Annotated in this window: 9 protein-coding genes; all 9 read left to right on the forward strand. The window is 66.4% G+C overall.

Annotated elements, in window-relative coordinates; genetic code table 11:
• Positions 1-85 precede the first annotated feature (85 nt).
• The 9 genes from QNJ30_07650 to QNJ30_07690 all read left to right on the forward strand — a co-directional run bounded on the left by QNJ30_07650 (position 86) and on the right by QNJ30_07690 (position 12,465).
• Positions 86-586: a type VI secretion system tube protein Hcp gene (locus tag QNJ30_07650; protein ID MDJ0943322.1), complete on the forward strand. Its 501-nt coding sequence runs from the start codon at positions 86-88 to the stop codon at positions 584-586.
• Between the two features lie 133 nt (positions 587-719).
• A complete protein-coding gene (locus QNJ30_07655) occupies positions 720-1,550 on the forward strand; it encodes a type VI secretion system accessory protein TagJ (protein ID MDJ0943323.1) in 831 nt (276 codons plus the stop codon).
• A 20-nt stretch (positions 1,551-1,570) separates the two neighbouring features.
• Complete coding sequence (gene tssE / locus QNJ30_07660) at positions 1,571-2,080, forward strand: type VI secretion system baseplate subunit TssE (protein ID MDJ0943324.1); 510 nt, start codon at positions 1,571-1,573, stop codon at positions 2,078-2,080.
• A 4-nt stretch (positions 2,081-2,084) separates the two neighbouring features.
• Positions 2,085-3,962: a type VI secretion system baseplate subunit TssF gene (gene tssF / locus QNJ30_07665; protein ID MDJ0943325.1), complete on the forward strand. Its 1,878-nt coding sequence runs from the start codon at positions 2,085-2,087 to the stop codon at positions 3,960-3,962.
• Positions 3,926-4,960 carry a type VI secretion system baseplate subunit TssG gene (gene tssG / locus QNJ30_07670; protein ID MDJ0943326.1) on the forward strand — a complete coding sequence of 345 codons (1,035 nt, stop codon included), beginning with the start codon at positions 3,926-3,928 and terminating at the stop codon, positions 4,958-4,960. Before tssF ends, tssG begins: the two co-directional genes overlap by 37 nt.
• 92 nt (positions 4,961-5,052) lie before the next feature.
• Positions 5,053-7,812: a type VI secretion system ATPase TssH gene (gene tssH, locus QNJ30_07675; protein ID MDJ0943327.1), complete on the forward strand. Its 2,760-nt coding sequence runs from the start codon at positions 5,053-5,055 to the stop codon at positions 7,810-7,812.
• A gap of 30 nt (positions 7,813-7,842) precedes the next feature.
• The gene (locus QNJ30_07680) at positions 7,843-9,195 is read left to right on the forward strand and encodes a tetratricopeptide repeat protein (GenBank protein MDJ0943328.1); all 1,353 of its coding nucleotides are present in this window, start codon (positions 7,843-7,845) and stop codon (positions 9,193-9,195) included.
• A 116-nt stretch (positions 9,196-9,311) separates the two neighbouring features.
• Entirely contained in the window at positions 9,312-11,330 is a 2,019-nt protein-coding gene (tssI, locus tag QNJ30_07685) for a type VI secretion system tip protein TssI/VgrG (protein ID MDJ0943329.1), read from the forward strand.
• A gap of 10 nt (positions 11,331-11,340) precedes the next feature.
• The gene (locus QNJ30_07690; GenBank protein ID MDJ0943330.1) at positions 11,341-12,465 is read left to right on the forward strand and encodes a DUF2169 domain-containing protein; all 1,125 of its coding nucleotides are present in this window, start codon (positions 11,341-11,343) and stop codon (positions 12,463-12,465) included.
• The last annotated feature ends 2 nt before the right edge of the window (positions 12,466-12,467 follow it).

The following is a 12,467-nucleotide window of genomic DNA, read 5'->3' on the forward strand; positions in this document are numbered from 1 at the left end:
ATGGGGCCAGACTTCAGGACTGTGCAGAGTCGAGCACGAAGATTTTGGTGGCTGTTAGAATACTCGCAACAGGGAGACCGAAGAGATGGCCCATGACATGTTTCTGAAGCTCGATGGCGTGAAGGGGGAATCCAAAGACCACCAGTACAAGGATCAGATCGATATCCTGTCGTGGAGCTGGGGCATGTCGCAGTCCGGCAGCATGCATGCCGGCGGCGGCGGCGGATCCGGCAAGGTCGATGTGCAGGACATCCATATAACCAAGTACGTGGATACCTCATCGCCGAACCTCATGGCCTACTGCTGCAGCGGCAAGCACTTCCCCCAGGCGCTGCTGACGGTGCGCAAGGCCGGCGGCGACGCTCCGGTCGAGTACGTCAAGATCAAGATCGAAGAAGTTCTGGTGACCAGCGTCAGCACGGGCGGCTCCGGCAGCGACGATCGTATCATCGAGAACGTGACCCTGGGCTTCGCAAAGGTCGTTCACGAGTACACGCCGCAGGCGGCCGACGGTTCGGCTGGGGCCTCGATCCCGTCCGGCTGGGATGTCGCGGCGAACAAGACCTACGACGCGAGCACGGGATAGGCCTGCGCGGCGGTGCCGTCGGGTCCCGGGGCTGGATCTGACGGCGGGCTCGAACTTCGATGGACGCGGTCCGCTTTGTAGATGGGATCCGACCGACCGGCTCACGGGACAGGTCCTCGCGGGAGAATCGGCCGTGGATGGCGCGGTAGAAGGGCTCCGGGGCAGCGATGTCTCGGCATCGTTGGCGCAACTGCAGGATCAGGTCAGGCAGAATCCCGCTGATCCGAAGCTTCGGGTGTTCCTGTCTCAGCTGCTGGCGGTAACCGGCGAATGGGAGCGCAGCCTTAAGCAGCTCGACGTACTGGGAGAGCTGGATGCGGCGGCCCTGCCGATGGTCCAGACCTACCGTGCGGCCTTGAGCTGCGAAGCCCTGCGCGCGCGGGTCTTTGCCGGCGCGCAGACGCCCCTGGTGTTCGGCGAGCCGGAGCGCTGGGTGGCCCTGCTTCTCGAATCACTGCGCCTGCTGGGCGAAGGTGCGCGGGGGCGTGCCGAAGAGTTGCGCGCCGAGGCCTTCGAGCTGGCGCCCGCGACCGCCGGCAGGATCGATGGCGAAGCCTTCGAGTGGATCGCCGATTGCGATCCGCGCCTGGGACCGGTCCTCGAGACCATCGTCAACGGTGCTTACTATTGGGTGCCCTTCGAGCGCCTTCGGGAGATTCGGATCGAGGCGCCAGCGGATCTGCGAGACGTGGTGTGGACCCCGGTGCAGCTGACCTGGTCCAATGGCGGCCAAGCGGTCGGCCTGGTGCCGTCGCGCTACCCCGGTTCGGAAAGCAGCGATAATCCCCGGATTCAGCTCGCTCGCCGGACCGAATGGATCGACGACGGCTCCGGCGGGGTCGTCGGACTGGGCCAGCGCATGTTCGCGACCGATGCGGGCGAGTATGCGATCATGGATGTGCGCCTGATTACCCTGGGGTCGGAGGACATGGCCGAGCCGGGTGATCCGACGCCCGAGGGCTGAACCGTCGTCGGGGGCTGGCGATGCCGGAACTGACACCGAAGGATCGCCTCCAGCCGTCCCTGCTGGATCGCCTTACGGATGACGCACCGGAGGAGCGAACGGAGGCGCGGGACAAGCGGGTGCTTTCCATGGAAGAGCTGCGCAAGTGCGTGATGCGCGATATCGCGTGGCTTTTCAACGCGGGCAACCTCGCCTCCGTCCAGGACCTCAGCGCACACCCGCTCGTCGCCGAATCGGTCGTCAACTACGGCCTTGCCGATCTGGCCGGCGCAACCGCGTCCGGCCTCGACCGCGCCGCCCTCGAGCGCATGGTCCGCCAGGCGATCTGGAGTTTCGAGCCGCGTATCCTTCGAAACACCGTCAAGGTGCAAGCCTTCATGTCGGAGGAACTGATGAATCGAAACGCCTTGGCCTTCGTGATTGAGGGCGACTTGTGGGGAGAGCCGCTTCCCCAGCACCTCTATCTTCGGACGGAGATCGATCTCGAGACCGGCAACGTGGCGCTGTCCGAGACGGCGCCCGGCGGCTGAGCCCATGGACCCGCGTCTTCTCGACTACTACAACCGGGAGCTCCAGCACATCCGCGAGATGGGCGCCGAGTTCGCCAGGGAGTACCCGAAGATCGCGGGCCGGCTCGGGATGGAGGGCATCGAGTGTGCCGACCCCTACGTGGAGAGGCTGCTCGAAGGCTTCGCCTTCATGGCGGCGCGCGTCCAGCTCAAGGTCGATGCCGAGTTCCCCCGCTTCTCTCAGCACCTGCTTGAGATCGTCTACCCGCACTATCTGGCGCCGATGCCGTCGATGGCCATGGTGCAGTTCGCTCCCGATCTCTCCGAGGCGATCTCCGACGAGGGCTTTCTGGTTCCCCGCGGCACGGCGTTGCGCAGCATCATGGGCAAGGGCGACCAGACGGCCTGCGAGTACCGCACCGCCCACGATGTCACCCTCTGGCCGATAGAGCTGACCGAGGCGGAGTACCTGGCGAGCACCGCCGCCGTCGCGGCCTTGGGGCTGTCCGACCTGAAAGGCGTCAAGGCCGCGGTCCGCTTGCGCTTGCGCAGCACCTCCGCGCTGGGTTTCGACAAGCTCGCCCTCGATCGCCTTCCGATCTTTCTCCACGGGGTCGACCAGGTGCCGACCCACCTCTACGAGCAGTTGCTGGCGAACAGCGTCGGTATCGCTCTGCGCCCGGGTGAAGGAACCGGCGCCTGGTCGGGCATCTCTCCGGGTGCCGAGATCCGGGCCCTCGGCTTCGGCGAGTCCGAAGCGCTCTTGCCGCTGGGGCCGCGGTCCTTCCAGGGCTATCGCCTCCTTCAAGAGTACTTCGCCTTTCCCACCCGATATATGCAGGTCGAGCTGAGCGGCCTGCGCAGTGTCGGCGCCGCCGCGGATTGCGAGCAGCTCGACATCGTCGTGCTCCTGGACCACAGCGATCCGGTCTTGGCCGATGTCATCGATCAGACCCATTTTGCGCTGTTTTGCTCGCCTGCGATCAACCTCTTCCCGAAGCGGGCCGACCGTGTGCACCTGTCGGACAGCGCGACCGAACACCATGTGCTGCCCGACCGGAGCCGTCCCCTCGACTTCGAGGTCTATGCGCTGACGTCGATGCAAGGCATCGGTCAGGGCTCGGACGTCGAAGAGGAGTTCCTGCCGTTCTATGCGCTCAACGATCTGCAGAACTATCCGGAACACGCCGCCTACTACACGGTGCAGCGCAGGCCGCGCGTGCTGTCGTCGCGGCAGCGCTTGCGCGGTCGCCGGTCCAGCTACGCCGGCAACGAGGTCTTCGTCTCCCTGGTGGACGCCACGGAAGCGCCCTATCGCGGCGATTTGACACAGCTCGCGGTCGGCGCCCTCTGCACGAACCGGGACCTTCCGCTCCATATGCCGGTCGGCGTTGGCAAGACGGATTTCACGCTCGAGATCGGCGCACCGGTCAGCTCCGTCAGGTGCCTCGTCGGGCCGACTCGGCCCCGGCCCTCCCGGGCCGAGAAGGATGTTGCCTGGCAGGTCATCAGCCATCTTTCGCTGAACTACCTTTCGCTGATGGACGCTGATCCGGACCAGGGCGCCGCCGCCCTGCGGGAGCTCCTCGGGCTCTACGCCTCGGGCAGCGACGCGGCCATGCGAAAGCAGTTGGAGGGCGTGGTTTCGGTCAGCTCGCAGCCGGTCCATCGGCGCCTTCCGGCGCCGGGCCTGATCGCCTTCGGACGAGGACTGCAGATCACCCTCAAGCTGGACGAAGCGGCCTTCGAAGGCAGCAGCGTGTTTTTGCTCGGCGCGGTTATGGAACAGTTCTTCGCACGATACGTTTCGCTCAACGGCTTCACCGAGATGGTCCTCGAGACCGAACAACGAGGCAGGATCAACACATGGCCAGCGAGGATCGGTCAGCGGCACATCGCGTAAGGCTGTACCTGTCTCTGAAGGAACAGCCCTACGCCTTCGACGTCTTTCAGGCGCTGCGCCGCATCGAGTGCGTCAACGCGGATCAGCCGCGCCTCGGAGAGTCCGCGCGACCCAAGGACGATCCGGTCCGTCTCGGGCAAGAGCCCTCGCTGAACTTCGCCGGCGCCGCCCTCGCCAGGTTCGATACGGACGGCGGAAACCGCAGGCCGCGCCTCCTCGGCTACTATTTCGGCCTGCTGGGCCCGAACGGCCCCCTGCCGCTGCACCTGACCGAGCATGTCTATGACCGTGCGCGCAACGCGCGGGACACGACCCTGTCTAGCTTTCTCGACCTCTTCCATCACCGCATGCTGTCCCTGTTCTATCGGGCCTGGGCCAACTCCAGCCCGACGGTCAGCTTCGACCGTCCGCGGGCCGATCGTTTCGGGACCTACCTCGGCTCGCTCTTCGGGCTGGGCACGGCGTCGCTGCGCGATCGCGACGCCATGCCCGATCTGGCCAAGCTCCACTTCACGGGCCGGCTGGCCTGCCAGGCGCGGCATCCGGACGGATTGCAGGCGATGATAGGGGAGTTCTTCCGCGTCGCGGTTGAGATACGGGAGTTCCTGGGCGAATGGATCGTCATCCCGGAAAGCAGCCGCTGCTTCCTCGGCCGGTCGCCTGAGAGCGGCCAGCTTGGTCGCACTGCGGTCGCGGGAGCGCAGGCCTGGAGCGGACAGCACAAGATCGGCATCGTCCTGGGGCCGCTGGCCTACGGTGATTTTCAGCGCTTCCTTCCGGGCGGGGAGAGCCTGGCCCGGCTGGTGGCGCTGGTCCGAAACTACATCGGTGACGAGCTGGCCTGGGACCTGAAACTGGTTTTGAAGAAGGATGAGGTTCCGGAAATCAATCTCGGGCAGTCGGGCCGCCTCGGTTGGACGACATGGCTCGGCGACTGGTCCTTCGACCGCGACGCCGACGACCTTTCGCTCACGCCGTCGCTTCGTGCCGCGCAATAGGGCGGTTGGTCGAGAGGTGAAGGCCGGGACGATGGGCGGACATTTGATCTACGAAACATGAGCTTAGCCTCTGAATAGTCGGGAACAGGAAAATGGCGGAAATTGGCCGAGCCGCACTATTCGGCAAGTTGAACTCCCTGGCGTACAAGTCGATCGAAAGCGCAACGGTCTTCTGCAAGCTGCGGGGCAACCCTTATGTCGAGCTGGCGCACTGGATACAGCAGATACTCCAACTTCAGGATTCCGATCTGCATCGTATCGTTCGCCATTTCGGCCTCAATCCCGCGCGCTTGGCAGAGGACGTGACGAACAGCCTGGACCGGCTGCCGCGGGGCGCGACCTCGGTTTCCGATCTCTCGGCCCACGTCGAGGAAAGCGTCGAGCGCGGCTGGGTGTATGGCACGCTGCTTTTCGGAGAATCCCAGGTCCGCACCGCCTACCTGATCTTCGGGATCCTCAAGACCGCGGGACTGCGGAACGCCCTGTTCAGCCTGTCCAAGGAGTTCGAGAAGGTTCAGCCGGACGTCCTGGCGGCGCAGGTCGGCGAGGTGCTGGGGGATTCGCCCGAGGCGGCGATGACGGCGACGGACGGCTCACGCCTGGGCAGCGCCGGGCGGCCGGGCGAGGCAAGCGGTGCCATGCCGCCGGCTCAGCTGGGCAAGCAGGAGGCGCTCGCGCGTTTCTCCGTCGACCTGACGGAGCGGGCACGCCAGGGCGAGATCGATCCGGTGGTCGGCCGGGACAGTGAGATCAGGCAGGTCATCGACATCCTGATGCGGCGCCGGCAGAACAACCCGATCCTCACCGGCGAGGCGGGAGTCGGCAAGACCGCCGCGGTGGAGGGTTTCGCGCTCCGCCTGGTCGAGGGAGACGTCCCGCCGCCGCTGCGCGACGTCACCCTGCGCGTCCTCGACGTCGGCTTGCTGCAGGCCGGTGCCAGCATGAAGGGCGAGTTCGAGGACCGGCTGCGCCAGGTGATCGAGGAAGTCCAGTCCTCGCCCAGCCCCATCGTCTTGTTCATCGACGAGGCCCACACCCTGGTCGGCGCCGGGGGCGCGGCGGGCACGGGCGACGCGGCGAACCTGCTGAAGCCCGCCCTTGCCCGGGGCACGCTTCGGACGGTCGCGGCCACGACCTGGTCCGAGTACAAGAAGTACATCGAGAAGGATCCGGCCCTGACGCGGCGCTTTCAACCGGTGCTGATCGACGAGCCGGACGAGGGCAGGGCGATCCTGATGATGCGGGGCGTCGCGTCCAAGTTGGAAGCGCATCATCGCGTGCAGATCCTCGACGAGGCCCTGGAAGCCGCAGTCAGGCTATCCCATCGCTACATTCCCGACCGGCAGCTGCCGGACAAGGCGGTGAGCCTGCTCGACACGACGAGTGCCCGGGTCGCCGTCAGCCAGCACGCCGTCCCGGCCGCCGTCGAAGACTGCCGGCGGAAGATTCAGGCCCAGGAGACGGAGCTTGAGATCATCGAGCGGGAAAAGGCGATCGGGATCGACATCGGCGCGCGCGAGGATGACGCGGCGAAGCTGCTCGACGCGGAGCGAATGCGCCTCGAGGACTTGGAAGCGCGTTGGGCGACGGAGAGGGAACTCGTCGGCAAGATCCTCGAGCTGCGATCGAAGCTTCGGGGCGACCTGGGGACGATCGAAGGCACCGGCAGCGAGCTCGAGGCGGCCGCCGAGCGCGCCGCGGACCCGGAGGCGGAGGACGGCGAGTCCGCGCAAGCGGACGCGGCGGAGATGGACCCAGCAGAGCGCGAAGCCGGCCTCGCTGAGCTAAAGACACTGCACGGCGAACTTCTGGAGGCCCAGGGCGAAGCGCCGCTGATCCTGCCGAGCGTCGACGAGCAGGCGGTCGCCTCGGTGGTCGGGGACTGGACCGGGATACCTGTCGGGCGCATGGTCCGGAACGAGGTCGAGGCGGTGATTCACCTGCCCGAGACGATGGGCCGGCGGGTCGTCGGTCAGGACCATGCCCTGGAAGCCATCTCCAAGCGAGTTCAGACCTCGCGCGCCGGCCTGGATCACCCGGGGCGGCCGATCGGGGTCTTCCTGCTCTGCGGGCCCAGCGGCGTCGGCAAGACCGAGACCGCGCTGACCCTGGCCGAAGCGCTCTACGGCGGCGAGCAGAACGTCATCACTCTCAACATGAGCGAGTTCCAGGAGGCGCATACGGTCTCGACCCTGAAGGGCGCGCCGCCGGGCTACGTCGGCTACGGCGAAGGCGGCGTCCTGACCGAGGCGGTGCGGCGCAGGCCCTACAGCGTGGTGCTGCTCGACGAGGTGGAGAAGGCGCACCCCGATGTCCACGAGGTCTTCTTCCAGGTCTTCGATAAGGGAATGATGGAGGACGGCGAGGGCAGGCTGATCAACTTCAAGAACACCCTCATCCTCCTGACCTCGAACGTCGGCACCGACCTGATCGTCAAGATGTGCGAGGATCCCGAGCTGCGACCGGACCCGGAGGGATTGGCCCGTGCCCTCCACGAGCCCTTGCGCAAGGTCTTTCCGGCCGCCTTGCTCGGCCGGCTCGTCGTCCTTCCCTATTATCCGCTGAGCGACGAGATCATGGCCGAGATCGTCAAGCTTCAACTCGGCCGGATCCAGAGCCGCCTCGCGGCTACCCACGAGGTGCCCTTCAGCTACGACGACGACGTGATTCAGCAGATCATCAGGCGCTGCACGGAGCTGGAGAGCGGCGGCCGGATGATCGACGCCATCCTGACCAACACGGTGCTGCCCCGGGTCAGCGGCGAATTCCTGACGCGGATGCTCGAGGGCGAAGCGGTGCGTCGGGTCCATGTCGGCGTCGAAGACGGCGAGTTCGTCTACGCCTTTGACTGATCGGGCTTTGCGGCGATGTCTGGACGAGCGATGCAGGATGAGTTGGACGATCTGGGCCCCGGCGCCCCGGTCACCGAGCTCACGGTGCCCGCGGCGCTGGCGATCGCGACCGAGATGCTGCGGCGAGGGCACCTCACCGAGGCCGAAGCTCTCTACGGGCGCATTCTGGAAGCCGAGCCCGGCCAGCCGGACTGCCTGCACTTTCTCGGCGTGCTGAAGCACCGCCGGGGCGACAACGACGCCGCGGTCGACCTGCTGCGCGCGGCCGTCGATCGTGCGCCCGACTACGCGGACGCCTGCAACAGCCTCGGCAATGTCCTGAGCCAGACCGGGCGCCTTGAAGAGGCCGAAGCCGCATACCGGCGCGCGGTCGCCCTGAGGCCGGACTTCGCCGAGGCCTACAACAACCTCGGAGTCGTCCTGAAGGACCTGGACAAGCTCGAGGAAGCGGCCGCGGTCCTGTCGAAGGCGCTGGAGATGACCGCCGACAACCTGCAGACCCTGCACAACCTCGGCAATGTCCTGCGTCGGCAGGGCAAGTACGCAGAGGCCGCCGAGGCCTATCACAAGGCGATCGACAGCCTGCCGTTTCAGGAGGACAGCTACCGAAACCTGGCCCGCCTCTATTACGCCACCGGCCAGAACGGGCAGGCGGCGGAGGTCTACCGCAAGTGGCTCGAACACCAGCCGGACAACGCGACCGCGCAGCACATGCTGGCGGCCGCGGCCAAGGAAGCCGTCCCCGAGCGCGCCTCGGAAGCCTTCGTGAAGAGCACCTTCGAGCGTTTCGCGGAGAGCTTCGACAAGGTTCTCGAGCGTCTCGAGTACCGCGCGCCCGGCCTGGTCGCCGGCCTGATCGAGGCCGGGTCCGACCGCTTGGTGGTCCTGGATGCCGGCTGCGGCACCGGGCTTTGCGGACCGCTGCTCCGGCCCCATGCGCGGCATCTGACGGGCGTCGACCTCTCTCCGGCGATGATCGAGAAGGCGCGGGAGCGCGAGGTCTATGACGAACTGGTCGCGGCCGAGCTGACCGACTACCTCGGCGACTGCGACGCCCGCTTCGACCTGATCGCCGCGGCGGACAGCCTCTGTTACTTCGGCGACCTGACTCCGGTCCTGGCCGCGGCGGCCGGAGCCTTGCGTCCGGAGGGTCGGCTGGTCTTCACCCTCGAGGCGGCCGAGGGCGAGGTGCCGGCGGAGGGCTTCCGATTGGAGGTGCATGGCCGCTACAGTCACGAGGAGGACTATGTCCGCAGCACGCTCGGCGAAGCCGGGCTCGAGCTGGGGAGCCTGGGGCGGGAGGTCCTGCGCCTGGAAAACCACCGGCCGGTGGTCGGCCTCCTGGTGATGGCGTGCAAGCCCTCGGCGTCGCTGCCGCGCTAGCGGGCGCCCGCCCGGGACCCCGGCGGCGAACGGCCGGCGCGGCGCGGTGGCACGGCCTCGCTAGGCAAGCCTAGCCCGTTGCGATATCTTGGAAATCCTGGACCGGGAAGACAGCTATGACACCACGGCAAGAGTATCGGGGAGCATCGGTCTCCAGCCCTCTCGGTGACGACGTACTGCTGTTCTGGCGCATGGATGCCCGCGAGGAGATGAGCCGCCTCTTCGAGTTCCGGCTCGACCTCTTGAGCGAGAACCACGACCTGCGCATCGAAGACCTGCTCGGGCAGTCGATGACGGTCCGCTTCGTGCTTCCCGAGGGCGACACCCGGCATTTCAACGGGGTCGTTGCCCAGTTCCATTACGTCGGGACCCAGCACCGCTTCGCCCGCTACGAGGTCGTCCTCCGGCCCTGGCTCTGGATGCTGACCCGCACCGCCGACTGCCGGATCTTCCAGCACAAGACCGTGCCGGTGATCCTGAAGGAGATCTTCGAGGACTACGGCTTCACCGACTTCGAAGAGCGCTACAGCGCGAGCTACGAGCCGCGCGATTACTGCGTCCAATACCGCGAGAGCGACTTCGACTTCTGCAGCCGCCTGATGGAGCACGAGGGGATCTTCTATTACTTCAAGCACGAGAACGGCAAGCACACCCTGGTGCTGGGCGACGACTCGACGCAGACCAACGAGACCATCCAGAACTACGATGAGATCCCCTACTACCCGCCGACCCAGGGCGCCCATCGCGAGCGGGATCACGTCCAGCACGTCGCCCTGGGCCGCCAAGTGCAGCCGGGGCGCTTCACCCTGCGCGACTTCGATTTCACTAAGCCCAGGGCGAACCTGGAGGCGCGGCGCAGCGATCCGCGGGACCATCAGCAGTCGGATTTCGAGGTCTACGATTACCCGGGCTGCTACCTGGAGGCCGACCGGGGCGGCACGATCGTGGGGCTGAGGCTGGAGGAGCTGCAGACGGCCTATGGCGAGCTGACCGGCCAGGGCGATGTCGGCGGGCTCGGCCCCGGCGCGGTCTTCAGCCTGACCAACTGCACCCGCGACGAGCAGAACGCGGAGTACCTCGCCGTTCGCACGGACCTGCATCTCGAGATCGACGGCTATGAATCGGGGGAGGCCGCGGGCGGCGGGCTGCACTGCGCCTGCCGCTTCACCGCCATCGACAGCCGGCAGCCCTTCCGCCCGGCGCGGATCACGCCCCGGCCCTTCGTCCAGGGCCCGCAGACCGCGACCGTCGTCGGCCCGGAGGGCGAGGAGATCTACACCGACGAGTACGGCCGGGTGAAGTGCCAGTTCCACTGGGACCGGGAGGGCGAGTACAACCAGGACAGCTCCTGCTGGATCCGCGTGTCCTCGCCCTGGGCCGGCAAGGGCTGGGGCGGGATCTCGATCCCGCGCATCGGCCAGGAGGTGATCGTCGACTTCCTGGAGGGTAACCCGGATGCCCCGATCATCACCGGCCGGTTCTACAACGCCGACAACATGCCGCCCTACGGCCTGCCCGACCAGGCAAGCGTGAGCGGCATGAAGACGAACAGCACAAAGGGCGGCGGCGGCTACAACGAATACGTGATGGACGACACCAAGGACAACGAGCTGGTCCGCGAACACGCGCAGTTCGACAAGGATTCGACCGTCGAGAACGACGACAGACAGACGGTCAACAACAACCGGACGATCAACGTTAACGGCACGCACACGGAGACGGTCGTCGGCGATACCAGCGTCACGGTCAGCGAGGGCAACTACAGCCGGACGGTTTCGACCGGGACGGCGACCATCGCGGTGACCGGTGCGGTCCAGGAGACCTTCAGCGACACGCAGACCACCGACGTGACCGGACTGATCGCCATCACGTCTGCAGAGGCCCACATCCACGTCACGGCTGCCACGGAGATCAAGCTCGAGGTGGGTTCGAGCAAGTTGCTGATGAAGGCGGACGGATCGATCGAGCTGAGCGGTGTCAGTCTCGCGATCAACGGCAGCACCTCTGTTTCCATCGCGGGCGCCTCGATCACCTCCGAGGCGACATCGGATCACAATACCAAGGGCGGAATCGTGGTTTCGGAGGGAACGACATCGAACACCGTCAAGGGTGGCATGGTCATGTTGAACCCGTGAGCCCGCGATGATGGCGGAAGCGAAGGTGCTGGAGGCTGCGGCAGAACGGGACGCAACCGCGCATCTCGTGGTAGCGGGCATGGCCGAGGACCGGCAGCCGGTATTCTCGGTTCTCGTCAAGCGAAGCTACCGGATCGAAAACGAACGACCGCTGGTCCGACGGGAGCCGGCAGCGCCCTTCCAGCTCACGGACCTCTACTACGATCACGGCGACCCGGAGGTCTGCAGCGTCAGGCACGAAAGCGATTTGGCACCCTACAAGCTTGGCACCGACGTGGTCGTCATCGGCCGCGCCTATGCGCCCGGCGGAAAGGCCGTGCAGCAGATGACCGTCGGCGCGGAAGTCGGAGGCCGGCGCAAGATCATTCGGGTGATCGGCGATCGCCATTGCCGCTACCGCCCGAACGCGCCGCCCGATTTCACCGATCCCGAGCCCTTCGAAGCCATGGAGATCCGCTATGAGCGGGCCTACGGCGGGCGGGATACCAAGAGTCTGCCGGAGGCGCCGGCCTTCTACCCGCGCAATCACGTGGGGGTCGGCTTCGTTCTCAAAAACGTCCGGGAAGCGATCGAAGGTACGGCGCTGCCCAACTTGGAAGACCCGGAGGATTTGCTGACGCCCGAGCGCCTGGTGCTCGAGGACGCGGAGCGTTGGAACGATCAGCCGCTGCCGCAGGGCCTCGGATGGTTCCAAAAGACCTGGTACCCGCGCTGCTCCTTCGTAGGGGCGGTTCCGGGCACAGCCGACCCGGACGAGGTGATGCGTGAGGAGCGTTTGGGTCTGGTCCCGAAACGGCAGATCGCCCTGGCGCGGCAGTTCAAGCTTCCGAGCTTTGACGTCCGCTTCAACAACGGGGCTTCACTAGGGCTCGTCTTTCCCTTCCTGGAGCCCGAAACCCTGCTTCGGCTGGCCCGCTTGACTCCCGGTGGCAATCTGTCCTTCACCCTGCCGGACGATTGGCCGCGCATCATGCTGGACATCGGCCTGGGTGAAAACGAGCTGCCGGTCGTCTTGCACACGGTCTCTATCCGGGTCGACGACGGAGAGGCCGATCTGATCTGGCGCGGCGCCCACGCCTACCCCGGGCCGCAGTGGCTGCCCAACATGAAGCGGATGCGGGCAGAGGTGCGCTGAGC

It is taken from the genome of Kiloniellales bacterium (assembly GCA_030066685.1).
GTDB lineage: Bacteria > Pseudomonadota > Alphaproteobacteria > Kiloniellales > JAKSBE01 > JAKSBE01.

What these genes read in the sequence shown, in the direction of transcription:
- QNJ30_07650 (MDJ0943322.1), top strand. Translation starts at nt 86, where the DNA reads ATGGCCCATGACATGTTTCTGAAGCTCGATGGCGTGAAGGGGGAATCC.
- tssE (MDJ0943324.1), top strand. Translation starts at nt 1,571, where the DNA reads ATGCCGGAACTGACACCGAAGGATCGCCTCCAGCCGTCCCTGCTGGAT.
- tssF (MDJ0943325.1), top strand. Translation starts at nt 2,085, where the DNA reads ATGGACCCGCGTCTTCTCGACTACTACAACCGGGAGCTCCAGCACATC.
- tssG (MDJ0943326.1), top strand. Translation starts at nt 3,926, where the DNA reads ATGGCCAGCGAGGATCGGTCAGCGGCACATCGCGTAAGGCTGTACCTG.
- tssH (MDJ0943327.1), top strand. Translation starts at nt 5,053, where the DNA reads ATGGCGGAAATTGGCCGAGCCGCACTATTCGGCAAGTTGAACTCCCTG.
- QNJ30_07680 (MDJ0943328.1), top strand. Translation starts at nt 7,843, where the DNA reads ATGCAGGATGAGTTGGACGATCTGGGCCCCGGCGCCCCGGTCACCGAG.
- tssI (MDJ0943329.1), top strand. Translation starts at nt 9,312, where the DNA reads ATGACACCACGGCAAGAGTATCGGGGAGCATCGGTCTCCAGCCCTCTC.
- QNJ30_07690 (MDJ0943330.1), top strand. Translation starts at nt 11,341, where the DNA reads ATGGCGGAAGCGAAGGTGCTGGAGGCTGCGGCAGAACGGGACGCAACC.